Below are 22,277 nucleotides of genomic sequence, written 5' to 3' on the forward strand. Positions count from 1 at the left end.
ACCAGCTGTAAAAACCAGACCACAATCCACGGGATGGACAGGGCCCGGCCAAAACAACCAATCAATAAAACAATTGGTATCAACAAACTTGGCACACTATTGAGTTCTCAAACAACAGACACACCCGGCACCACCACAACATCTCAGCCGTGGATCGCTCCGGAGCAACTTCTCAAACTTACCGGCTGGCTTCCAACTTGTCAAACCGGCGTCCGCGACCTTCATCAGCCTGAGGCTTTCGTGTCGATTTTTCCGTCTGACTCCGTGGAGCAGCGCGGAAATAAACTCTACCACCACTTTTCCGGGATGGCCACCGCGCCTGCCAGGCAGCTCCCCCGGCCGCAACCCCGGGAGACAAAAAAGCCCGGAATCTCAAGGGATTCCGGGCTTTTCTGCCGCCGTCTTAGGAGAGCGGGATCACACTAGGGCAGTATGGCTGCTGCCTGTGCACCGGGCTTGAAGTACGCCGCACCCAAGGGGGGCAACGTGACGGTCAGCGATGCCGGCTGGCCGTCGCGTCCTTCGCCCGTGGCCGTCAGCGGTCCGGCATTCAGGACGCCCGATCCGCCGTAGTCCGCCGCGTCGGTGTTGAGGACTTCGGTCCAGGCCCCCGCAGCGGGAACACCCAAGGTGTACCCGACATGCGGACCCCCCGAGAAGTTGATGGCACACACCAGGGGGTTGCCGTCCTTGTCCCATCGGACAAAACTCAGGACGTTGTGGTCAGCGTCGCCACCGTTGATCCATTGGAAGCCGCCGGGTTCATTGTCCCGGGTGTAAAGCGCCGGCGTCGAGCTGTACAGCTCGTTCAGGGCCTTGGTGAGGAGCTGGATCCCACGGTGCGCCGGGATATCTGCCAGGTACCAGTCGAGTCCGTGCTGCTCGGACCACTCGGCTTCCTGGCCAAACTCAGTGCCCATGAAGATGAGCTGCTTGCCCGGGTGAGCCCACTGGTAAGCGAGGAACGCGCGCAGGTTAGCCAACTGCTGCCAGCGGTCGCCCGGCATCTTCCGGAGCATTGAGCCCTTGCCGTGCACTACCTCGTCATGGCTGATGGGAAGCAGGAAGTTCTCAGTGAACGCATAGACCATGGAAAAGGTCACCGTACCGTGGTGCCACTTCCGGTTGACCGGGTCCTCGGAAATGTACTTGAGGGAGTCGTGCATCCAGCCCATGTTCCACTTGAGGCCGAAACCCAGCCCATTGTGGCTGGTCGGGGCGGTAACTCCGGGGAACGCCGTGGACTCCTCGGCGATCATCACCGCGCCCGGGTGGGTCTTGTAGACAGTGGCGTTGACTTCCTGGAGGAACGACATGGCTTCGAGGTTCTCGCGGCCGCCGAAGCGGTTGGGCGACCACTGCCCTTCTTCCCGCGAGTAGTCCAGGTAGAGCATGGACGCCACGGCATCCACCCTGAGCCCGTCAATGTGGAATTCGTCGAGCCAGTACAGGGCGTTGGCCACCAGGAAGTTGCGTACCTCCGTCCGGCCGAAGTCGAAGATCAGGGTTCCCCAGTCGGGGTGCTCGCCCAGGTTCGGGTCGGCGTGCTCGTACAGCGGTTCGCCGTCGAACTGCGCCAGTGCCCAGGCGTCCTTGGGGAAGTGTGCAGGGACCCAGTCCAGAAGCACACCGATTCCGGCCTGGTGCAGCGCATCCACGAGGTACCGGAATTCGTCAGGGTGGCCAAACCGTGAGGTCGGCGCAAAGTAGGAGGTCACCTGGTAGCCCCAGGAGCCGCCGAAGGGGTGTTCGGCCACTGGCATGAACTCCACGTGGGTGAATCCCAGCCATTTGACGTACTCCACCAGGTCCTTGGCGAGTTCGCGGTATCCCAGGCCGAGGCGCCAGGATCCGAGGTGGACTTCGTAGACGCTCATCGGCGAATTGTGGGGGTCCCGCTGGGCGCGGGCTTCCATCCACTCGGCGTCCTGGAACGCGTAGGACGGCTCAACCACCTTGGACGCGGTCAGCGGCGGGACCTCTGTACCGAATGCCAGTGGATCGGCTTTTTCGACCCAGTAACCGCTCTTGGTCTTGATTTCGAATTTGTAGCACGCCCCTGCTAAAACACCAGGCAGGAAGACTTCCCACACCCCCGAGGAACCCAGTGAACGGAGCGAGTTTTCGCGGCCGTCCCACGCGTTGAAGTCGCCTTTGATCCTGACGGCCTGGGCGTTGGGGGCCCATACAGCGAAGGAGACGCCGTCCACATCGCCGAGGGAAGACTTGTAGTGCTGGACGTGGGCGCCAAGCACTTCCCACAGTTTCTCGTGCCGGCCTTCGCCGATGAGGTGAAGATCCACTTCACCCACGGTGGGAAGGTACCGGTAGGGCTCGTCCATGGTCTGGGGTGCCATGCCCGGGTAAGTGACTTCCAGCCGGTAGTCAGGCACGTGGCCGTGCTGGAGCGGCTCCAGTACCGCCACCCACACACCGTTGGCCTCGTGCGTCATGGGAACCGCACCGGCGGCAGTGACTACGCTGACTTCTTCGGCGAGGTGCTTCACCGTGCGGACCGTCACGTGTCCGTGGTCGTCCAGATGGGCGCCGAGCACCGAGTGAGGAGCATGGTGTTCGCCGTTGCCCACCCGGGCGAGCGTGTCCGCATCAACGTGAAGCGGCACACCGGGCCTGTCTGTTTGTGCTGAGCCTGTCATGTTAATACCTTCCGCTGCTGCCCCGGCATGATCGTCGGGGCCTTTACCGCTGAGGAGCCGTCTGGACGCATTCGCAGGAATGGCCAGCCAGTCAGGTCTGTTCCGCAATTCATAAACCACTTCATAGAGCGCCTTGTCCAGCCACAATGCCACAAAGAGCGGTGAGCCGCGGTCGATCGTGCCGGGCGTAACTGCGGCATAGCCGGCAAGGAACGCGTCCGCGCAATCATCGACCCAGGACGAGGGAACATTGGCACCCTGGTATTCGCGCTCGGCCGCGCCCGCGGCGTAGTCAAAGGACCGCAGCATCCCCACGACATCCCGGAGCGGGACATCGGGGAAGTTCCGTTCAGAGATGGGCCGCAGGGGCTCACCTTCAAAATCCAGGATCGCCCAGCGGTCCGGCTCTTCGCCGCGGCCGGGGACCTGCAGGATCTGGCCCAGGTGCAGGTCGCCGTGGATCCGCTGCAGCGGTCCGGCCGGAACGCCGTCAAGCTCACCAAGCAGCTTGTTCAGCTCGTCGTCGTAAGGCCCGACGGCGGCACCGGCTTCCGCCCATGCCTGGCGGACCCGCTGGGCTACCCCGGGAGCAATGATCTGGCCCGGGGCGGACTCACCGGTCATGCCGAGAGCGTCCGAAAGCCTGCGGTGGACAGTTGCCGTGGCCGCACCGAGGCCGCGTGCCTCGGCGGTGAAGTCGGTTCCGGTGCGCGCGGCGTCCACTGCCAGGCGCCAGGCATCGCGGCCTCCCGCGAGGAATTCGTGGGCCACGGCAAGCTCACCCTGGACCTGGCGGGAATCCGCCGGCACCTGGCCTGATGGCTGGGACAGGGGTGCGATCCACTGCCCGCGCACCCATCCGAGGGTGGCCGGAACCTCGGAGGTGCCCTGGGCGGTCAGGGCTGCTCCTACCTCTACCTCGGGATTCACTCCTTCGGAGAGGACCCGGAAGAATTTCACAATCGCCGCCGACTCGCCGTCGTCCACTATGACCGAACTGTTGGACTGCTCGCCGGAGAGGACCTTGACAACTCCGTGGGCCGTGGGCAGGCGGTGCTCCGACCGGGTCCGGTGGCCCGTCGCGGTTCCGCCAGTGGACCCTTCGGACCGGATCAGCTCCAGCCAGGCGGCGACAAACGACGGGTCGTATACGGCATCGTAGATCCAGGGCATCCCGGCATCAGGCCTCCGCCCGACCAATCCACGCTCGGCACCGGCGAGCGGGAAGTCCCGGTAACTCAACGGAACCTGGACGACGTCCGTCCGGCGTCCGCCGTCGGCCGTGGGGTACGAAACGGCCAGCAGGAAGATCTCCAGCCGCGCCTGCCCCGCCGCGTCCTCGAGCCGCAGGCTCCCCGCCTGTTCCAGCGCAAAATCTGCTGTCTTGACCGGGAACCAGCGCTGGAGCGGAAGCCACTCGCGCAGGACCGGGACCAACATGGCTGTGACGGTGGGTTCGTTCATGTCAGTTCTCGATTGACAGGACGGGAAGGGCCTGCGTGTAGGGCGAGGACGGGTTCGAGGTTGCCGAACGGATGCGCAGCCAGAAGAAGTCGTGGCTCCCCAGGGTGAGGGTCAGTGTTCCGTCGCCGTCGATTCCCGGGAACGGCTGGCCCCCGAACACATCACGCAGTCCGCGGCCTGCGAACTGGGGAATCCGGAGTTTGGCAGCGACAGGGTGCTGCGAGAGGTTGAAGGCGCACAGGATGGTCTCGCCTTCCTCGCCCACCGTGTTGTCATCCGAGAGTTCCCGCAGATATGCCACCACGGAGTCGTGATCTGCCTCCACATGCTTGAACGCCCCCAGCCCGAACGCAGGGTGGTTCTTGCGGACGCTCAGGATCTGCCGGGTCCAGCGGAGCAGGGAACCGGAGTGGGCGGCTTCGGCTTCCACATTGGCCATGGAGTAGTTGTACACGAGCGACTGGATCACGGGGAGGTACAGCTTGCCTGGATCGGCATGGGAGAAGCCCGCGTTCCGGTCCGGATTCCACTGCATGGGCGTACGGACGGCGTCACGGTCCTCGAGCCAGATGTTGTCGCCCATGCCGATCTCGTCCCCGTAGTACAGGAACGGACTGCCCGGCAGCGACAGCAGCAGGGCGTTGATCAGTTCGATCTCGGCCCGGGAATTGTCCAGCAACGGCGCAAGCCGGCGGCGGATACCGATGTTGGCGCGCATCCGGGGATCCGGGGCGTACCAGCCCAGCATGGCCGCACGCTCGTCAGCAGTGACCATTTCGAGCGTCAGTTCATCGTGGTTCCGCAGGAACGTCCCCCACTGGGCCCCTTCGGGGATTTCGGGAGTGTCCTGCATGGTCTCGATGATCGGAGCGGCCTTCTGGTCCCGCAACGCGTAGTAGAGGCGCGGCATGATGGGGAAGTGGAAGGCCATGTGGCATTCCGGTTCCTCAGCTGTGCCGAAATACTCCACTACCTCGTTGGGCGGCTGGTTGGCTTCTGCGATGATGACGCGGCCCGGGTAGCTTTCGTCCACCATGGCCCGCAGCTTGCGAAGGAAGTCATGCGTGGCAGGCAGGTTTTCGCAGTTGGTCCCTTCCTCCTCGAAGAGGTAGGGGATGGCGTCTGCGCGGAACCCGTCAATGCCCTGGTCAAGCCAGAAACGGACCACGTCGAAGAGGGCCTCGATGACCTTCGGGTTCTCGAAGTTCAGGTCAGGCTGATGCCCGAAGAAGCGGTGCCAGAAGAACTGCCGGCGGATGGGATCGAAGGTCCAGTTGGACTCTTCGGTGTCCACGAAGATGATGCGGGCGTCCTGGTACTTCTCGTCCGTATCGCTCCAGACGTAAAAGTCGCCGAAGGGACCGTCGGGGTCCTTCCGCGATTCCTGGAACCAGGGGTGCTGGTCCGAGGTGTGGTTCAGCGGAAGGTCGATGATGACACGGACACCCCGGGCGTGGGCCTCGGCCACCAGCCTCTTGAAGTCGGTGATGGTGCCGAACTCGTCCAGGACAGAGTTGTAGTCGGAGATGTCATAGCCGCCGTCACGCAGCGGTGACTGGAAGAACGGCGGGAGCCACAGGCAGTCCACCCCCAGCCATTGGAGGTAGTCCAGCCTGTCGATCAGGCCGCTGAAGTCGCCCGAACCGTCGCCGTTGGCGTCCGCGAAGGCCCTGACCAAAACCTCGTAGAACACGGCCTTCCTGTACCAGAGCGGATCATGGGGAAGGCCAGGGGCATTGAGCTCAAAGGTGCTCTTAGGGGTGAAATGCTGGCTGGAACTCTGCGGGTTAAAGCTCACTGATGCAATCTCCTCACGCTCAGGATGTGTGCGGGTTCGACGTGCGCGTCCAGGCGGACGTAGTTGTATTCGCCCCATTCCCAGGATTCTCCGGAAATGAGGTCTTCCACCAGGAAGCCGCCGTTGGGCGAGAGGTCTTCCGGGTCAAGTTCGAGGGCTGCGAGGTCAAGCGATACGGTGCTCTCCCTGATGCCGTGCGGATCAACGTTGACCACCACGAGGATGGTGTCCTTGGTGCCGTCCGGCAGCGTCTTGTGCTTGGAGTACACCACCGTGGCGTCATCGGTGCTGTGGTGGACCGTGAGGTTCTGCAGGTCCTGCAGCGCCGGGTGGGCGTGCCGGATCGCGTTGAGCCGGGTCAGGTATGGCGCCAGGGTACGGCCGGATGCGGCGGCAGCGTCCCAGTCGCGGGCTTTGTACTCGAACTTCTCGTTGTCGATGTACTCCTCCGCCCCCGGGCGTGCTACATGCTCGTAGAGTTCGTAGCCGGCGTAGACGCCCCACAGCGGGCTGGCCGTGGAGGCCAGGGCCGCCCGGATCTTGAACGCCGCCGGGCCGCCGAACTGAAGGTATTCAGTGAGGATGTCCGGGGTGTTGACGAAGAAGTTGGGACGGAAGTAGGCCGGAGACTCGTGGCTGACCTCGTTGAAGTACGTTTCGAGTTCCTTTTTGGTGTTCCGCCACGTGAAATAGGTGTACGACTGCTGGAAGCCGGCGCGGCCCAGTGCGTGCATCATGGCAGGACGGGTGAATGCTTCAGCGAGGAACACGACGCCCGGGGCCTTCTTGTTGACCTGCCCGATCAGCCATTCCCAGAACCACACCGGCTTGGTGTGTGGATTATCAACCCTGAAGATCTTCACGCCGTGGCTGACCCACAGCAGCACGATCCGCAGGATTTCCTTGGAAAGCCCCTCGGGATCATTATCGAAATTGAGCGGGAAAATGTCCTGGTATTTCTTGGGCGGGTTTTCCGCGTAGGCGATGCTTCCATCAACCCGGGTGGTGAACCATTCCGGGTTGGACTGCACCCACGGATGGTCCGGCGCGGCCTGCAGGGCCAGGTCCAGCGCGACTTCCAGCCCGAGTTCCTTCGCCCTGGCCACAAAGGCATCAAAGTCCTCGAACGTTCCGAGGTCCGGGTGGATGGCGTCGTGGCCGCCTTCTTTGGCGCCGATTGCCCAGGGCGAGCCGGGATCGTGGGGCCCTGCAATGAGGGTGTTGTTCGGGCCCTTGCGGTGCTGGATCCCGATGGGGTGGATGGGCGGCATGTAGATCACGTCGAAGCCCATGTCCGCCACAGCGTCCAGCCTTTTCGCCGCCGTCTGGAAGTTACCGGAAGTCCACGCCCCCGTGGTGTGGTCCCGCACGGCACCCTCGGAACGGGGAAAGAACTCGTACCAGGCGCCGCGGCCCGCGAGGTCGCGTTCGACCAGCAGCGGATACTGCTGCGAAACGGTGACCAGTTCCCGGATCGGCTGGCGGTCCACGATGGCGGCCACGTCCGCACTGAATCCGGCGCCGAGGCGTTCCTCCTCGGTCAGGGACTTGTCAACGAGCGAAGCCGCAGCCATGCGCAGGGTCCTCCGGTCAGCCGCTGTGCGGAAGACGTCCTCGGCCGCGTCCAACAGCAGGGCCGAGCCTTCGGCGAGCATCAGCTCGACGTCGATGCCGGCGGCCACCTTGACTTCCGCGTTGTGGTGCCAGGTCCCATAGCGGTCGTGCCAGGCCTCAATGAAAAAGGTCCAGTTGCCAACGGCCGACGGCGTGAGGACACCCTCCCAGCGGTCGGTCCCCATCCCGCGTTCCCCCCGGGGCGGCGCCAGCCTGACGCGCTGGCGCTCCTTTCCGCGGGGATCGAGGAGCACTGCGGAGACGCCGAGCTGATCGTGCCCTTCCCGGAAGGCGGTGGCACCCACCACGATCCCTTCCCCCGGCAGAGCCTTGGCAGGATATTTTCCGTCCTCCACCACTGGTTGCACGGCGGTGATCGGAAAACGGCCAAACCTTAGCCCGTCGGTGATTTTGCCTTTCGGCTTTTTCTTGGAAGAGGCGATGGTTCCTGAGTTAGTCGTCACATGCTCGACGTTAGCGAGAAATGGCCCAGATTGCTAAGCCTGCTCCTGTTTTTCCACTGCGGTTTCGACTTTTCCGGCACGTCAACTGTCATTTACCTAAAAGAAAGCCAAAGCAGTTCCGGCGGTCCTTGTTGTCGGTTAGTGTGGCGCAGGTGAAGGCAATCCGCAGATTTACCGTCCGAACTGTTCTCCCGGAACCCATCCGGCCGCTGGCCCGGCTGGCGACCAACCTGCGCTGGTCATGGCACCGGCAAACCCGTGATTTGTTCGCGGGTCTGAACGCCCGGATCTGGGAGGAATGCGGGCAGGATCCCGTCAGTTTCCTCGGACGGGTCAGCCGCGAGGAATTCCAGAGCCTCGCCGCAAACCAGGCGGTGGTTGATAAGGTGCGGGCCGCCGCGGAGGACCTGGACCGCTACCTTGAGGAACCGCGCTGGTACCAGAGCCTGGGCCAGGACGCCCCGGCCGCGATCGCCTATTTCTCCCCCGAGTTCGGCATCACCGAAGTCCTGCCGCAGTACTCGGGCGGCCTCGGCATCCTCGCAGGCGACCACCTCAAGGCCGCCTCGGACCTGGGCGTGCCCCTGATCGGCGTCGGCCTGCTCTACCAGGCCGGCTACTTCAAGCAGTCACTTTCCCGCGACGCCTGGCAGCAGGAAACCTACCCGGTCCTTGACCCGGACGGCCTCCCCCTGACCCTGCTCCGCGAGCCCTCCCCGGACGGCAACGGCCGGCCGGTACAGGTCTCCCTGCCGCTGCCCAACGGCCGCCGGCTGCTGGCGCACATCTGGCGTGCCGACGTCGGGCGCGTTCCCTTGCTGCTCCTGGACTCCAATGTCCCCGGCAACGACGACGCCGCCCGCGGCATCACGGACCGCCTTTATGGCGGCGGCGGAGACCACCGCCTCCAGCAGGAACTCCTGCTGGGCATGGGCGGCGTGAAGGCGCTGCGCGCGTACCAGCAGCTCACCGGAACCCCCGCGCCGGAGGTCTTCCACACCAACGAGGGCCACGCGGGCTTCCTGGGGATTGAGCGGATCCAGGAGCTGATGGCCGGTGAAGCTGCCCTCAGCTTCGACGAAGCCCTCGCCGCGGGGCGGGCATCCACGGTCTTCACCACCCACACTCCGGTCCCGGCCGGCATTGACCGCTTTGAGATCTCCCAGATCCAACACTTCTTCCAGGCCGGGCTTGCCCCCGCAGTCCCGGTGGACCGCATCCTGGAACTTGGCCGGGAAAACTACGCTGACGGCAACCCGTCCGTCTTCAACATGGCGGTCATGGGCCTGCGGCTGGCACAACGGGCCAACGGCGTCGCCAAACTCCATGGCGAAGTCTCCCGCGGGATGTTCTCGGCCCTGTGGCCCGGGTTCGACCACTCCGAAGTCCCCATCACATCGGTCACCAACGGCGTGCATGTGCCCACGTGGGTTGACGGGCGCATCTCGAAACTGGCACGTGAACAGTTCGGCACCGAAGCCGAAACCATGGGCCGCTGGGACCTTGCCTACAACGTCAGCGACGCCGATGTGTGGGCGCTCCGCCGTGAAATGCGCACGGCATTGGTGGAGGACGTCCGCCGCCGCCTCCGGGCCGCGTGGAAGAAGCGCGGTGCCGCCGACGCCGAGCTCGGCTGGACGGACAACGTGCTGGACCCCGACGTGCTCACCATCGGCTTCGCCCGGCGCGTCCCCACGTACAAGCGCCTGACCCTGATGCTGCGCGAACCTGACCGGCTCAAGGCCCTGCTCCTGCACCCGGAGCACCCGATCCAGCTGGTGATCGCCGGAAAGTCCCACCCGGCCGACGACGCCGGAAAGAAGATGATCCAGGACCTGGTCCGTTTCACTGACGATCCTGAGGTCCGGCACCGGATCGCCTTCCTGCCGAACTATGACATCGCCATGGCCAGGACCCTTTTCCCGGGCTGCGATGTGTGGCTGAACAACCCGCTCCGTCCCCTGGAAGCCTGCGGCACCTCCGGCATGAAAGCCGCCATCAACGGTTCGCTGAACCTTTCGGTGATGGACGGCTGGTGGGACGAGATGTACGACGGCGAGAACGGCTGGGCGATCCCCACCGCCAACAATGACGCGTCCCCCGAGGAACGCGACGACATCGAGGCGGCAGCGCTGTATGAGCTGCTGGAAACGCAGGTGGCGCCGCGCTTCTACGGCAGCACCGTGTCCGAAGCCGCGGGTGCCGCCGGCCCCTCAACCACCGGGTCGGAGAAAGTCCCCACCCACTGGGTCTCCATGATCAAGCACACGCTGTCCCACCTGGGGCCGGCCGTTTCCGCGGAACGGATGCTGCACGATTATGTCAACGTCCTGTACCGGCCCGCAGCGGAGGCAGGCCGCCGCGCCGTGGCTGATTCCTACGCCCAGGCCCGCATCCTGGCGGCATGGACCGCGAAGGTGCGGTCCGCGTGGCCGCTGCTGCATGTGGAGCACGTGGATTCCGTGGGAGTGTCCGAGGACCCGCAGATCGGCGACATCCTTCAGGTGAACGCCTACGTGGCGCTGCACACCCTGACACCGGAGGATGTTTCCGTGGAGGTTGCCTACGGACGCGCCGAGGAAAGTGACACGCTGACCGAGGTAACGGTGATGGACCTGCAGCCCAAGGAGGATCTCGGCAACGGGCGGCACCTGTTCAGCGGCTCCCTGGTCATCGACCGTTCCGGCCCGTTCGGCTATACGGTACGCGTCCTGCCACGCCACGAGGCACTGGCTTCGAAGGCCGAGCTGGGGCTGATCGTCAACGCCTGACGCCCCAGGGGCTACAGCAGTACCGCGGTGACCGCCAGATCGCTCCCGGCGTAGCTTTCGGCGTCCTGCAGGATCTCGCAGATGATCCCGAAGGACCGGTCGCCGCGGAACCGGGCTGCCACCTCCCAGAGGACGGTGACCGGCTCACTGCCGTTGTCGGTGATGCTGTCGGCGAAGTCATGCAGGGAATCGTTCAGCGCATCAAGGTTCACGCCGTAGTGCTCAGGGAACTCCAGGACCTCGCCGAAGGTCTCGAGAACCGCCCTTTTGCTGTCGGCGGCCGGAACCACCAGGCTGCGCCGGCCTGCGTCGGCCACCTGTGCCTGCAGCTCTTCCATGGTCCAGGTATCGGCGGAGTAGATCTTCATGGGGTTGTTCAGCTTCCTTCTGCGATGAATTTGAACGAATCGTAGTGGTCCTGCGTGTAGTACTTTTCTCCCCCGGAGCCGGTGATGATCCGGCGGGCTCCCCTGTCGGACTCCCCCGGGGTGGGAACGGTGTACTCGCGGTAGTAGCCGGAATCCTGCCGCGGGAGGATGCGCTCAAAATTGCCGAAGGTCTTATTGTCCTGGCTGTAGCGGTAAGGTCCGCCGGCACGGATCGAGGCGAGGGTCTGGCGTGCTTCCGCCGGGAGCAGCGACTCGTTGATCTCCGCAAGTGAGGAAGGGTTCGCCGGTGCGGCAGAACCGGCCGGGGCGGCAGGACCGGGAGCCCCCTGACCTGCGGCCGCGCCGGAACTTACCGCCGGCGTCGGACTTCCCGTCAGCGATTCAAGGACGCCGGTACCGCCGAAAGCGAGCAGTACCACCACTGTCAGCCCGGTCAGCAGCAGGGCAGCAACGGAACGGTTGCGCATCCGGTTCCTCCGCCGCTAGGTACGGTAGATGTTGATCGAGTTTGCCTCAATGAGGTCCGTCTCACCTGACGCGACCCGCCCGCCCTGGCGGAGCTCATGGAGCGGCGACGTGGTGAGGCGCAGTTCGAACATCCGGCGCGGCGTCCCGTCGTCGTTCGTGAGCTCCGGCAGGGTGATTCTCACATCGGAGTTGCTGCCGTTGACCACCACGAGCCCTGCCAGAGCGCCGTCGTCGGACCCGAGCAGGAGCTGCATCACCCGGTGACTGGGATCGTTCCAGCGTTCCATGGACATCGGCTGGCCTGAATGGTCGAACCAGTAGAGGTAGGACTGCTCGTCCCGGGCGGGAAAGTCGTGGGGCTGGCTTGCCAGGAACTCTTTGCGCAGCCGGACAAGGCGTTTGGTGCTGCGGAGCATCTCGGAGGACTCGGGCGTCCGCGTCCAGTCGATCCAGGCAATGGGGTTGTCCTGGCAGTAGGCGTTGTTGTTGCCCTGCTGGGTGTGCGCCAGCTCGTCACCGGCAGTGATCATGGGCACGCCCAGGGAAATCATCATGGAAGCCATGAGGTTCCGCCGGGACTGGGCACGCTGCGCCAGGATGCCCTCGTCCTCGGTCCGGCCTTCGAAGCCGTGGTTGTAGCTGCGGTTATCGCCGTGCCCGTCCCGGTTCTGCTCGCCGTTGGCCTCGTTGTGTTTGCGGTCGTAGGAGACGAGGTCGTTCAGGTTAAAGCCGTCATGTGCCGTGACGAAGTTGACCGATGCCAGCCTGGAGCGGCCTGAGCCCTCAAAAAGCGCGGCAGAACCGGACAGCGCATCTGCCAGCCGGGCGACGGACCCGCCATGCCCGCCCGCCTCGATGGCCGCCCGGTCGGAGAGCCAGAAGGAGCGGACGCTGTCCCTGAAGTGATCGTTCCAGTCCACCCAGCCCATCGGGAACTTACCGGTCTGCCAGCCGCCGTAGCCGACGTCCCAGGGTTCGGCTATCAGTTTCACGTCGGACAGCACAGGATCTGCAGCCACCGCCACCAGGAAAGGGTGCCGGGGATCAAACTCGTTGTGGGAGTTCCGGCACAGGGTCACTGCCAGGTCAAAACGGAACCCGTCGATATGGAATTCGTCCACCCAATACCGGAGCGAGTCCAGGACCAGCTGGACAACGCGGGGGTTCCCGAAGTTCAGGCTGTTGCCGCACCCGGTGGTGTCCACGTATTTTCCGTGGCCATCCATACGGTAGTACGCGTTCTCGCCGAGCCCGCGGAAACTGAGGGTGGGCCCGTCAGCGCCGCCCTCGGCAGTGTGGTTGTAGACGACGTCAAGGATCACTTCGAGTCCGGCCGCGTGAAGGAGTTTGACCATTCCCTTGAACTCGTCCTGGATGGCCTGCGGACCGGCCTCCTGGGCGGCCTTCGTTGCGTACCCTGGGTGCGGCGCGAAGAATGCGGCTGTGTTGTAGCCCCAGTAGTTGGTCATGCCGAGGTTTTGCAGATGTGGCTCGTCCAGGTGGAAGTGCACCGGGAGCAGCTGGATTGAGGTCACACCCAGGCTCTTGATGTGCTCGATGATCGCCGGATGTGCCATGCCCGCGTACGTTCCGCGCAGTTCCTCCGGCACGTCCGGGTGCAGCATGCTCTGGCCACGGACATGAGCCTCGTAGATGATGGTGTTCCGCCATTGCAGCCGCGGCCGCTCGTCCTGTCCCCAGTCGAAATCGCCGGCCATCCTGACGTTCGTCAGGAATCCTTCCCGCTGGTCCACCGCACGGCCGTAGGGATCAAGCAACAGGGGCTGGCCGCCGTCGTCGTCCAGGTCCATGGTTGGCACTGACAAAGGCAGCGGCTCGGCCTTGGAAGTAGCACGGAACCCATAGCGCGAGCCGTACGGGAAATCATCAACTATGCCGTGGTGCACACCGTGCGTGACGTTGGGCAGCGTCTGCAGGCGCCATTCGCCGCCGGGGGCCTTGTAGGCAATCTCGAGGGTCAAGACGCCGGGCGCATAGACAGCGACGTTGGCGCTGGAGTGCAGGGCGTTGTCCGCGCCGGGACCCGGGCGCGGAACGCTGACACCGAGTGGATGTGCAGAGGAGGCATCCATGGTGGAAGCGGTGTCGAAAAGCGGCATGACCATCACGTCAATGGTAGCCGCCGGGGCCGGTTCATCCGCACTCCGGCCATTGTGACACCCGCAAGCCGCCGCGGACGTCATGCCGCCTCATGCGGACCCGGGTTGCATACTGGAAGGAAACGTCGAGGCGGAGGTACCAAGTGCGGGTTGTACTGGCTCAGATCATCAGCGGCCGGGACCTGGCCGCCAACTTGTCCACCATCGAACGCGAGGCGCAAAAGGCCAAGTCGGGCGGTGCCGACATGGTGGTTTTTCCCGAAGCCTCCATGCGGGCCTTCGGGAACCCGCTGGTGGACATCGCCGAACCGCTGGACGGACCGTGGGCCTCGCGGGTGCGTAGCATCGCGGCGTCCCTGGACATGGTTGTGGTGGCGGGGATGTTCACCCCGGGGTCGGCTGCCGGTCCGGGTTCCGCCGGCGGAAAAGTGCGGAACACGCTCCTGGCCACCGGGCCCGGCGTCGAGGCGCACTATGACAAGGTCCACCTCTTTGACGCCTTCGGCTTCCTTGAATCGGACACCGTTGATCCGGGTACTGAACCGGTAACGTTCGACGCCGGCGGCCTCACCTTTGGACTGTCCACCTGCTATGACATCCGTTTCCCGGCCCTGTTCACCGCGAACGCCGAACGGGGCGCGGAGGCGAACATCGTCTGTGCCTCGTGGGCCTCCGGGCCGGGCAAGGTTGAGCAGTGGCAGTTGTTGGCCCGTGCGCGTGCCCTGGACTCCACCACTTACGTCCTCGCCTGCGGACAGGGTGACCCCGTCACCCAGGGCGTCCGCGCCAAGGCCGGTTCCCCGACCGGGGTGGGGCATTCGGTCTTCGTCTCACCGTTGGGCGAGGTGCTGGACGAGCTCGACGCCGCCCCGGGCCTGCTCTATGCCGACCTGGACGCCGCCGTGGTCAGGGAGGCCCGCCAGCGGCTCCCGGTTTTGGCCAACCGCCGCGACTTCCAGCCCGCTCGACGCTCTCTTACTTAATGCAGTAAAACCGGCAACCCTCTCTCACCGTGTGAGAGAGGGTTGCCGGTTTTACTGCAGGTAGTGCCAGAGCGTTGGTGGCGCGGCCGGCATCCGGAAGCGTGCGTCAAAGCCACGAAGGCGCAGCATGCGGAGGATGTCAGCCGTGCCGCCCACTACTTGGCGGCGCGCTGCCTGGAGACTTCGTACAGGGAGATGCCGACGGCCATGGAGGCGTTCAGCGATTCCATGGCGGAGTCGATCGGGATGGAGACGATCTGGTCGCAGTTCTCGCGGACCAGGCGGCTCAGGCCTTTGCCTTCAGAGCCGACCACGATGCACACAGGCTCCGTGGCGAGGGTGAGGTCCGGAAGCGAAACATCGCCGTCGCCGTCGAGCCCGAGGACAAAGATGCCCATGTTCTTGAACTGCTTCAGGGCGCTGTTCAGGTTCGCCGCACGGGCCACCGGAACACGCACGGCCGCGCCGGCGCTGGTCTTCCAGGCGGAAGCGGTGACGCCGACGGAACGGCGTTCCGGAACGATGACGCCATGGCCGCTGAAAGCAGAGACGGAGCGGATGATGGCGCCGAGGTTACGCGGGTCCGTGATGCCGTCAAGCGCCACGAACAGCGGCGCGTTGGGTACGTGCCCCTTCTTCCAGGCCGCCACGGTTTCCTCAGCGAGGTCGTAGGCGTCCTGGTACTCGTAGGGCGGGATCTGCAGGACGAGGCCCTGGTGGACGGCGTCGTCTGTCATGCGGTCAAGCTCGGGCTTGCCCGTCTCGAGCAGCGGGATGCCGCGTTCTGCAGCAAGCTTCAGCGATTCCTTAACACGGTCGTCCATCTCAATCCGGATGGCGATGTGCAGGGCTTTGGCCGGGATGCCGGCACGCAGGGCTTCGACAACCGAGTTGCGGCCGGTGACGACTTCCTCGGTGGCGCGGCCCTTGGGACCGGAGCGGGAAGCACCGGCGCTGCGGGCACCGGTGCTGGTGCCACGCTTGGCGGCGGACCGATCCGCGAGCTGCTTGCTCTTGTGGGCCTTGTGGTACGGGCGGTCCTCCGCCTTGGGCGTGGGCCCTTTGCCCTCCAGGGCCTTGCGGCCATGCCCGCCGGTTCCGACGGTAGGGCCCTTCTTCGCTTTTACCGACCGGCGACCATTGTTGGCCATGAGAGTTCCACCCTTGATTGTTTGACTGAGTCTGCCTACCAGTCTACTGAATCAAGTAAAATCGCCGGTTCAGTCCCGCTGCAGGCTCCAGGTGGCGCCGTCGGGGCCGTCCTCAACAGCGACGCCGGCGGCCTTCAGCGTGTCCCGGATGGCGTCCGAGGCGGCCCAGTCCTTGGACGCCCTGGCCTGCGCGCGGGCAGCGAGCTGGGCCTCGACCAGGACCTGCAGGGCCGCTGATTCCCGGGTGTCCGCGACCGCGCCGGAAGCCACATCGTTCAGGCCCAGGACGCGAAGCATGTCGTGAAGGCTGTGCAACGCCTGCTGCGCCTCCTGCAGGCGTCCCTCCGTCAGGGCTGTGTTGCCGGACCGCACTGTCTCGTGGACCACGGCGAGGGCCTGCGGAACGTTCAGGTCCTCGTCCATGGCGCGTTCGAATTCCTCGGGCACCTTGCCGTCGGTGGCGAACGTATGGTTTCCACCGGCGGACAATGCCTGAACGGCGCGGCTCATAAAGCCCTCAATGCGTTCGACAGCGGCCGCAGCTTCGTGCAGCGACGTGGGGCGGTAGTCCAGCACCGACCGGTAGTGGGCCTGCCCGAGGTAGTAGCGGACCACCCGCGGGGAAGCCAGCTCCAGCATCTCCGATGGGCTGATGGTGTTGCCGATGGACTTGGACATCTTGTCGCCCTCGTAGGTGACCATGCCGTTGTGCATCCAGAAGTTGGCGAAGCCGTGCCCGGCGGCCTGGGACTGCGCCATCTCGTTCTCGTGGTGCGGAAACCGGAGGTCCAGGCCGCCGCCGTGGATGTCGAATTCGGTGCCCAGGTACTTGGTGACCATCGCCGAGCATTCCAGGTGCCAGCCCGGCCGGCCGGCACCCCACGGCGAAACCCAGCTCGCCGTCGTCGGCTCGCCGTCCTTGTGGCCCTTCCAGAGGGCGAAGTCACGGGGGTCTTTCTTTCCCCTGGGGTCCGCGTCCGGTGCACCCTGCATGTCCTCGATGTTCTGGCGCGTCAGGGAACCGTATTTGTCCCAGGACCTCACATCGAAGTAGACGTCGCCGGAATCGTCGAGAGCCGGGTAGGCGTGGCCGCGCTCGATGAGCGACTGGACCAGTGCATGCATTTCCGGGATGTGGCCGGTTGCCCGCGGCTCATAGGTGGGGCGGGAAACGCCGAGGGTGTCGTAAGCCTTAAGGAATTCCTGTTCGAAGCGGTAGGCCAGCGCCCACCATTCCTCTTCGCGGACGGCGTCCGGCCCATCCTCGAAATCCGGGCCGAAGGACTCGGCGGATTTGGCGAGGATTTTGTCGTCGATGTCCGTGACGTTGCGGATCACCGTCACGCGCAGGTTCCTGTACTCGAGCCAGCGGGTCAGCTGGTCAAACGCGATGGCCGAGCGGATGTGGCCCACGTGGGGCATCCCCTGCACTGTGGCTCCGCAGTAGTACAGGCTCGCTTTTCCCGGGACGAGGGGAACGAAGTCACGGACTTCGGCGGATGCTGTGTCGTAAAAGCGGAGGGTCACCGCTCCAGATTAGCCGAAAAGATGTCGGCGCCCGCTGCCTGTCAGGGTTGCCCGGCAGCCGATCCGGTCAGCGCGGATAAACGAGGGCCGTGGCCACGGCGGCTATGCCCTCACCCCTGCCAGTGAAACCCAGTCCGTCACTGGTAGTGGCTGTGACGCTGACGGGCGCTCCGGCGGCTTCGGTCAGTACATTCTGCGACTCCTGCCGCCGCGGACCGAACTTGGGCCGTCCGGCAACAAACTGGACCGCCACGTTGCCGATCTCGAACCCGGCGGCCCGGACAATCCTGGCCGCCTCTGCGAGCAGCGTGACGCCGGACGCCCCGGCGAATTCCGGCCGGTCCGTCCCGAAGTGTGTCCCGAGGTCCCCCACGCCGGCAGCCGAGAAGAGGGCATCCGCAGCCGCGTGGGCCACCGGATCCCCATCCGAGTGTCCGGCCAGTCCGCGCTCACCTTCCCAGAACAGCCCGCCGAGCCACAACGGCCGGGGAAGGTCCTCGGACGCATAGGCATGGACGTCCATGCCGATGCCGGTGCGCGGGATGATCACCTGCTTCGCGTTCATGCTTAGCCCTCCACCCATCGGATACCCAGCGGGCCCTCCAACAGCCCTTCAGCGATGATCAGGTCGAGGGGCGTAGTGATCTTCAAGGACTGCGTGGAGCCGTGGACGGCGTGCACCCGGACTCCCAGCAGTTCCACCAGCATGGCGTCGTCGGTGACCGCGGCCGACTGCTTCTCATCAAAACCCGACGCCGCCTCGTGAGCCTGAAGCAGAGTGGACAGCCGGAACCCTTGGGGTGTCTGCACCGAACGCAGTTCCTCCCGCGGAGCCGTACCGGTAACGACTTCAGGCGCGATGGCGGTGTCGGCCCCGGTTGTCCGGGCAACCGTCTTGACGGTATCCACCACCGGGACACCCGGGATCACCGCAACGGCGCCGGCTGCCAGGGAATCAACCACACGGTGGAAGACATATTCAGGCGTCAGCGCCCTGGCGGCGTCGTGCACCAGCACCGCTTCGACGCCGTCCATCAGTGCAGCGATGCCCGCCCGGACGGAGTCCGCCCGCGTCGAGCCGCCAACAACAAGGGTAAGAAGGGGACCGCCGTCGGCCAGTTCCTGCCTGAATTCCTCGCAGAGCTGGTGGAGGTCCTCCGCCTCTGCCGGCAGCACCACACAAACCTGGCTGCTGACCCCGGAGGCGACGACGCCCCGAAGTGCGTGCATCAGGATGGGCTCTCCACCCAGCGGCACCGCGGCTTTGGGCAAACCGTAACCCAGCCGCTCACCGGAACCTGCGGCCACGATGATGACGGCGGTGACAGGGCGGGGCAGTCCGTTGTTCATGCGCTCCAGCCTACGTCCCGGACACCCACGCGTGGTGGAACCGGCGCGGGGGAAACGGGCGGACAAGCGCAACCGCTTCCGGAGAACCCGCGCCCAGGCCAAAAAGGGCAAAAAGAAACCCCGGCGGTACTCACGTACCCCCGGGGCTCAATTCTTAGGAAGCCAGGACCTCGTCGAGAACGCTTGCTGCCTTCTCTTCATCGGTCTTTTCAGCCAGCGCCAGTTCTGAAATCAGAATCTGCCGGGCCTTGGCCAGCATTCGCTTCTCACCTGCGGAAAGGCCCCGATCGTGATCGCGGCGCCAGAGGTCGCGAACAACCTCTGCAACCTTGATGACGTCACCGGAAGCAAGCTTCTCCAGATTTGCCTTGTATCTGCGTGACCAGTTGGTGGGTTCTTCAGTGAACTCAGCCCGAAGCACATCGAAAACGTGCTCCAAACCTTCCTTGCCCACTACGTCACGGACCCCAACAAGGTCAACGTTCTCTGCTGGAACTTCAATGGTCAGATCACCCTGAGCCACCTTGAGCTTGAGATACATCTTCTCTTCGCCCTTGACAGTGCGCATCTTGATTTCTTCAATTTTTGCTGCACCGTGGTGAGGGTAAACTACTGTCTCGCCGACCTCAAATACCATGTGGACATTCCCCTTTCCCGCAGACCAGTTTATCACGATTCAGGCATATGACTGGCCTCTGCAGGGGCCCGGAACCGCATGAATCCGCGGAAAATGGGGCAAATCAACCCCCTCCACCCCCTTGACGAACGCGGATAATAGTGCATCCGCTGCCTGCTGCCAAGGACAATATGACCGCGCGGAATCCTCGTTTGGAGCCGATTGCCGCTAGGCTATGGCTGAATAATGTTTCAAGACTCTCGAGGAGTACGTGACGTGCGTTTCACTGCGATGAACCGGGCCCAGAGCGCCAAGCTGGCACTGGCAGCAGGAGCCCTGGCCCTGGGCCTGGCGACTATGACCGGCTGCGGCTACATCAACCCCCAGCAGACCTCTCACCAGTACTCCTCCTCCGATGGCATCCGCGCAGACCTCGGCCCGCTGCAGCTTCGGAACATGCTGATCGTTTCAGATGGCGAGGACAAGCCCGGCCGCCTGCTCGGCGCCGTGTACAACTCCTCATCGAAGGACGTCAAACTCACGGTCAACGGTGCCAAGGGTTCCCGGACGCAGGTTCCGGTGAAGGCGAACTCCTACACCCTGCTCAACGACTCCACCGATGAAGCCATCCTGAGCACGTCCGGCGGCATTGCCGGTTCCCTCGTGGACGTCAAGGTCAGCGAGGACGGCACCGATGTCAGCAAGACGGTCCGCGTGCCTGTCCTGGACGGCACCCTGGCTGAGTACAAGGAGTACCTGCCGGCAGGCAGCGAACCCACCACCTCCGGCTCCCCCACCCCGTCGCCGTCGGCCACCGCCACGGGGGCAGCCCACTAGACGCTCCCGGCCGGCCGGGCAGGGTGCAAAGGTAGAAACCGGCAGAACTGCACAGGCACAAAAAGGAGGGCTCCCCGTGGGGGAGTCCTCCTTTTGCGTAGTTACAGTTGTTGGCTGCTGTTGCCCGGTTTTCCTACGGCTCGAACTTGTAGCCGAGGCCGCGGACGGTGACCAGGTAGCGGGGCACGGAGGGGTCCGGTTCGATCTTGCCGCGAAGCCGCTTGACGTGGACATCCAGGGTCTTGGTATCCCCCACATAATCCGAACCCCAGACCCGGTCGATCAGCTGGCCGCGGGTCAGCACCCGGCCGGAGTTGCGCAAAAGCATTTCCAGGAGCTCGAATTCCTTCAGCGGAAGCAGGACCTGTTCGCCGCCCACGCTCACTACATGGCGCTCGATGTCCATCCGGACAGGGCCGGCCTGAACCGTGGCGGAGATCAGTTCCTCGGGCTCGCCCTGCCTGCGGAGTACCGCCCGCACGCGGGCTACGAGTTCCCGGGACGAATACGGCTTGGTGACATAATCGTCGGCGCCCAGTTCCAGGCCAACCACCTTGTCAATCTCCGAATCCTTGGCGGTCAGCATGATCACCGGGACGCTGGAGCGCTGACGCAGCTGGCGGCATACCTCGGTGCCTGACAGGCCCGGGAGCTGCAGGTCCAGCAGCACCAGATCCGCACCGTTCCGGTCGAATTCGGTAATGGCGTCCAGTCCGTTGTCCACAACCTCGACTTCGAACCCCTCTTTGCCCAGCAAATACGACAGCGGGTCGCTGAACGACTCTTCGTCCTCGACTATCAAAATACGGCTCAAGCGCTGGCTCCTTGCTCATGTACGCCGCGTTCTTTAACGCGCTCGTGTACGGCTCGTTCTTTGACTCCTGCGGTTTCGGGTTCGTCCTGCGTTTCCATTTCAGGCAGCCTCAGGGTAAACGTGGAACCCTGGCCGGGCCGGGACCATAAGGTCACCTCACCGCCATGGTTGGAGGCGACGTGCTTGACGATACTCAGCCCAAGGCCCGTCCCGCCTGTGTGGCGCGACCGCGCAGCATCCACGCGGTAGAACCGCTCGAAGACGCGCTCCTGGTCCTCCAGGCTCATGCCCTCACCCTGGTCCGTGACAGAAACGGCGATGAGTCCTTCCTTGGACCGGACGCCGACGCCCACCTTGGTGTTTTCAGGCGAGTAGCGGATGGCATTGTCGATCAGGTTCCGCAGCGCCGTAACAAGCAGGTCCCGGTCACCGAATACCTTGGCCTCCACCCGGTCACCGACAACTATCTGGATGTTCTTGCTTTCGGCGGGGAGCTGGGAGCGGTCCACGGCTTCGGAGATGACGGCGTTGATGTCCACCGCCGTGCCTTCCTGGGAGACGCTGGCTCCCTGGAGGCGTGAGAGTTCAATGATGTCCTGGACCAAGGCAGCCAGCCGGCCTGATTCCTTGTGCATGCGCTTGGCGAACCGTCGGACGGCTTCGGGGTCGTCTGCCGAAGACTCCAGTGCCTCGGCCAGCAGGGAAATTGCACCTACCGGGGTCTTGAGCTCGTGTGAGACGTTGGCGACGAAGTCGTTCCGGATCTCTTCCGTGCGGGTGATCTCGGTCCGGTCATCGGCAAGCAGCAGGATGTATTCCTCGCCGAGCATGGCTGCACGCACCTGCACGATGATTGTTCCCTGGCCCAGCGGACCGCGCGGAAGCTCCAGGCGCTTTTCCAGGATGACACCGTCCCGGCGCACCCCCGCCGTCATGTCCAGCAACTGCTTGTGGACCACAGTGTGGCCGCGGACGAGCCCGTAGGCGTAGGCGGCCGGGCTTGCCCGGACCACGCCGTCCACGGCGTCCACCACCACAAAGGCCCGCCCGACGACGGCAAGCACCTCCGCGGCGCCCGGCGGCAAGGTGAGTTCGTCGTCGTCGACGTCAACAAGCTGCCGCTGCTGTTCACTGACCCTGAACGCGAGCACGCCGAAAGTGCCTAACGCCAGGCCAACCAGGCCGGCGATGACACCGATGAGCGTAGAATCCACGGCTCCAGCTTATGCTGTGAGGAGTGGCCTACCGGTGCGT

At 64.5% G+C, this 22,277-nt stretch carries 17 protein-coding genes; 4 read left to right on the forward strand and 13 right to left on the reverse strand.

Translation table 11 applies throughout. The features are described from left to right. On the forward strand, positions 1 to 426 hold a 426-nt coding region (locus tag ACS5PJ_RS20810; protein ID WP_439436757.1), incomplete at its 5' end, for a hypothetical protein. Here the strand turns inward: ACS5PJ_RS20810 and ACS5PJ_RS20815 are convergent. From ACS5PJ_RS20815 to ACS5PJ_RS20825, 3 genes are read right to left on the reverse strand one after another with little or no spacing between them, the layout of a single operon-like run. Beyond that, positions 423 to 4,121: a 1,4-alpha-glucan branching enzyme gene (locus tag ACS5PJ_RS20815; RefSeq protein ID WP_439436758.1), complete on the reverse strand. Its 3,699-nt coding sequence runs from the start codon at positions 4,119 to 4,121 to the stop codon at positions 423 to 425. The two genes, ACS5PJ_RS20810 and ACS5PJ_RS20815, sit on opposite strands and share 4 nt — an antisense overlap. 1 nt (position 4,122) lies before the next feature. Further along, positions 4,123 to 5,919 (reverse strand): maltose alpha-D-glucosyltransferase, encoded by a 1,797-nt coding sequence (treS, locus tag ACS5PJ_RS20820; protein WP_439436759.1) that lies wholly within the window; start codon positions 5,917 to 5,919, stop codon positions 4,123 to 4,125. After that, on the reverse strand, positions 5,916 to 7,997 hold the full coding sequence (locus ACS5PJ_RS20825) for an alpha-1,4-glucan--maltose-1-phosphate maltosyltransferase (RefSeq protein ID WP_439436760.1): 2,082 nt from the start codon (positions 7,995 to 7,997) through the stop codon (positions 5,916 to 5,918). The genes treS and ACS5PJ_RS20825 overlap by 4 nt, the downstream gene beginning before the upstream one ends. A 152-nt stretch (positions 7,998 to 8,149) precedes the next feature. On the opposite strand from ACS5PJ_RS20825, the gene glgP reads away from it, so the two are divergent. Continuing rightward, on the forward strand, positions 8,150 to 10,768 hold the full coding sequence (gene glgP / locus ACS5PJ_RS20830) for an alpha-glucan family phosphorylase (protein WP_439436761.1): 2,619 nt from the start codon (positions 8,150 to 8,152) through the stop codon (positions 10,766 to 10,768). An 11-nt stretch (positions 10,769 to 10,779) separates the two neighbouring features. Here glgP and ACS5PJ_RS20835 read toward each other — a convergent pair whose 3' ends face one another. Genes ACS5PJ_RS20835 through glgX form a run of 3 tightly spaced genes read right to left on the reverse strand, consistent with a single transcriptional unit; the run spans position 10,780 to position 13,751 of the window. After that, complete coding sequence (locus ACS5PJ_RS20835) at positions 10,780 to 11,136, reverse strand: barstar family protein (protein WP_439436762.1); 357 nt, start codon at positions 11,134 to 11,136, stop codon at positions 10,780 to 10,782. An 8-nt stretch (positions 11,137 to 11,144) separates the two neighbouring features. After that, complete coding sequence (locus tag ACS5PJ_RS20840) at positions 11,145 to 11,624, reverse strand: guanyl-specific ribonuclease (protein ID WP_439436763.1); 480 nt, start codon at positions 11,622 to 11,624, stop codon at positions 11,145 to 11,147. Between the two features lie 15 nt (positions 11,625 to 11,639). Beyond that, positions 11,640 to 13,751 (reverse strand): glycogen debranching protein GlgX, encoded by a 2,112-nt coding sequence (gene glgX, locus ACS5PJ_RS20845; protein WP_439436764.1) that lies wholly within the window; start codon positions 13,749 to 13,751, stop codon positions 11,640 to 11,642. 137 nt (positions 13,752 to 13,888) lie between these two features. On the opposite strand from glgX, the gene ACS5PJ_RS20850 reads away from it, so the two are divergent. Then, complete coding sequence (locus ACS5PJ_RS20850) at positions 13,889 to 14,728, forward strand: carbon-nitrogen hydrolase family protein (protein ID WP_439436765.1); 840 nt, start codon at positions 13,889 to 13,891, stop codon at positions 14,726 to 14,728. Positions 14,729 to 14,883: 155 nt separating this feature from the next. On the opposite strand, the gene rlmB is transcribed toward ACS5PJ_RS20850, so the two are convergent. From rlmB to ACS5PJ_RS20875, 5 genes are all read right to left on the reverse strand, one after another. Then, the gene (gene rlmB / locus ACS5PJ_RS20855; protein WP_439436766.1) at positions 14,884 to 15,879 is read right to left on the reverse strand and encodes a 23S rRNA (guanosine(2251)-2'-O)-methyltransferase RlmB; all 996 of its coding nucleotides are present in this window, start codon (positions 15,877 to 15,879) and stop codon (positions 14,884 to 14,886) included. Between the two features lie 69 nt (positions 15,880 to 15,948). Further along, the gene (cysS, locus tag ACS5PJ_RS20860) at positions 15,949 to 17,406 is read right to left on the reverse strand and encodes a cysteine--tRNA ligase (protein WP_439436767.1); all 1,458 of its coding nucleotides are present in this window, start codon (positions 17,404 to 17,406) and stop codon (positions 15,949 to 15,951) included. A gap of 67 nt (positions 17,407 to 17,473) precedes the next feature. Then, entirely contained in the window at positions 17,474 to 17,971 is a 498-nt protein-coding gene (ispF, locus tag ACS5PJ_RS20865) for a 2-C-methyl-D-erythritol 2,4-cyclodiphosphate synthase (protein WP_439436768.1), read from the reverse strand. Between the two features lie 2 nt (positions 17,972 to 17,973). Next, positions 17,974 to 18,756: a 2-C-methyl-D-erythritol 4-phosphate cytidylyltransferase gene (ispD, locus tag ACS5PJ_RS20870; RefSeq protein ID WP_439436769.1), complete on the reverse strand. Its 783-nt coding sequence runs from the start codon at positions 18,754 to 18,756 to the stop codon at positions 17,974 to 17,976. A gap of 154 nt (positions 18,757 to 18,910) precedes the next feature. Then, positions 18,911 to 19,393, reverse strand: a complete 483-nt coding sequence (locus tag ACS5PJ_RS20875; RefSeq protein WP_026266570.1) for a CarD family transcriptional regulator — start codon at positions 19,391 to 19,393, stop codon at positions 18,911 to 18,913. A gap of 270 nt (positions 19,394 to 19,663) precedes the next feature. Between ACS5PJ_RS20875 and ACS5PJ_RS20880 the strand changes: the two genes are divergently transcribed. Continuing rightward, entirely contained in the window at positions 19,664 to 20,209 is a 546-nt protein-coding gene (locus ACS5PJ_RS20880; protein WP_439436800.1) for a hypothetical protein, read from the forward strand. A gap of 133 nt (positions 20,210 to 20,342) precedes the next feature. Here the strand turns inward: ACS5PJ_RS20880 and ACS5PJ_RS20885 are convergent, their stop codons facing one another. Both ACS5PJ_RS20885 and ACS5PJ_RS20890 read right to left on the reverse strand, forming a co-directional pair. Further along, positions 20,343 to 21,023 (reverse strand): response regulator, encoded by a 681-nt coding sequence (locus ACS5PJ_RS20885; protein WP_108598564.1) that lies wholly within the window; start codon positions 21,021 to 21,023, stop codon positions 20,343 to 20,345. Beyond that, positions 21,020 to 22,237 carry a sensor histidine kinase gene (locus tag ACS5PJ_RS20890; RefSeq protein ID WP_439436770.1) on the reverse strand — a complete coding sequence of 406 codons (1,218 nt, stop codon included), beginning with the start codon at positions 22,235 to 22,237 and terminating at the stop codon, positions 21,020 to 21,022. The genes ACS5PJ_RS20885 and ACS5PJ_RS20890 overlap by 4 nt, the downstream gene beginning before the upstream one ends. Between the last annotated feature and the right edge of the window lie 40 nt (positions 22,238 to 22,277).

This window comes from Pseudarthrobacter cremeus, assembly GCF_051857465.1.
Classification (GTDB): Bacteria; Actinomycetota; Actinomycetes; order Actinomycetales; family Micrococcaceae; genus Arthrobacter.

What these genes read in the sequence shown, in the direction of transcription:
- ACS5PJ_RS20815 (WP_439436758.1), bottom strand. Translation starts at nt 4,121, where the DNA reads ATGAACGAACCCACCGTCACAGCCATGTTGGTCCCGGTCCTGCGCGAG.
- ACS5PJ_RS20835 (WP_439436762.1), bottom strand. Translation starts at nt 11,136, where the DNA reads ATGAAGATCTACTCCGCCGATACCTGGACCATGGAAGAGCTGCAGGCA.
- ACS5PJ_RS20840 (WP_439436763.1), bottom strand. Translation starts at nt 11,624, where the DNA reads ATGCGCAACCGTTCCGTTGCTGCCCTGCTGCTGACCGGGCTGACAGTG.
- glgX (WP_439436764.1), bottom strand. Translation starts at nt 13,751, where the DNA reads ATGGTCATGCCGCTTTTCGACACCGCTTCCACCATGGATGCCTCCTCT.
- rlmB (WP_439436766.1), bottom strand. Translation starts at nt 15,879, where the DNA reads ATGGCCAACAATGGTCGCCGGTCGGTAAAAGCGAAGAAGGGCCCTACC.
- ispF (WP_439436768.1), bottom strand. Translation starts at nt 17,971, where the DNA reads ATGAACGCGAAGCAGGTGATCATCCCGCGCACCGGCATCGGCATGGAC.
- ispD (WP_439436769.1), bottom strand. Translation starts at nt 18,756, where the DNA reads ATGAACAACGGACTGCCCCGCCCTGTCACCGCCGTCATCATCGTGGCC.
- ACS5PJ_RS20875 (WP_026266570.1), bottom strand. Translation starts at nt 19,393, where the DNA reads ATGGTATTTGAGGTCGGCGAGACAGTAGTTTACCCTCACCACGGTGCA.
- ACS5PJ_RS20880 (WP_439436800.1), top strand. Translation starts at nt 19,664, where the DNA reads ATGAACCGGGCCCAGAGCGCCAAGCTGGCACTGGCAGCAGGAGCCCTG.